We start from the raw sequence: 459 nt of genomic DNA, 5'->3' as shown, positions 1-459 counted from the left end.
AACTGCCGGTGCCGCTGCAGGGGCAGCTGTCACATCGCATGCGTGGGCTGCCTGCCGCTCAAGCTGAAGCGCTGGTGGCCGGCCCGATACGGGTGATCGCGTCGACCAGCGCGGACCTGGAACAACGGGTGAGAGAGAAGCAGTTCTCGCGCGCCCTGCTGGCCGGGCTGGAGTTCCTGACCGTGGATATTCCGCCGCTGCGCGAACGGGTGGAGGACATCGGCGCGCTGGCGGCGCGTTCGCTGGAGCTGCATGGATTCAATCCCCGCGTGCTGGGCGACGATGTGCTGGAAGCCCTGTGCGCGCACGACTGGCCCGGCAATCTGCTGGAAATGGAGCGGGTGGTGGTCCGGCTGGCGGTGATGACCGGTGGCCGATGCATCCGTCGTGAGGATCTTGCACGCCACGCGCCGGATCTGGCTGCAGGCCACGTTGCCAGCGATGCCGGGCGCGCCCCGC

General features: G+C 68.8%; 1 pseudogene. It reads left to right on the top strand.

What is annotated here, in order from left to right:
* Nucleotides 1-459, top strand: a pseudogene (locus GVL03_RS19980) (hypothetical protein); the annotation flags it as partial.

It is taken from the genome of Microbacterium sp. 18062 (assembly GCF_902706225.1).
In the GTDB taxonomy this organism is placed as follows: Bacteria; Actinomycetota; Actinomycetes; order Actinomycetales; family Microbacteriaceae; genus Microbacterium.
The sequence above is the reverse complement of the archived record's forward strand: the minus strand, read 5'-3'. Positions and strand labels throughout refer to the sequence as shown.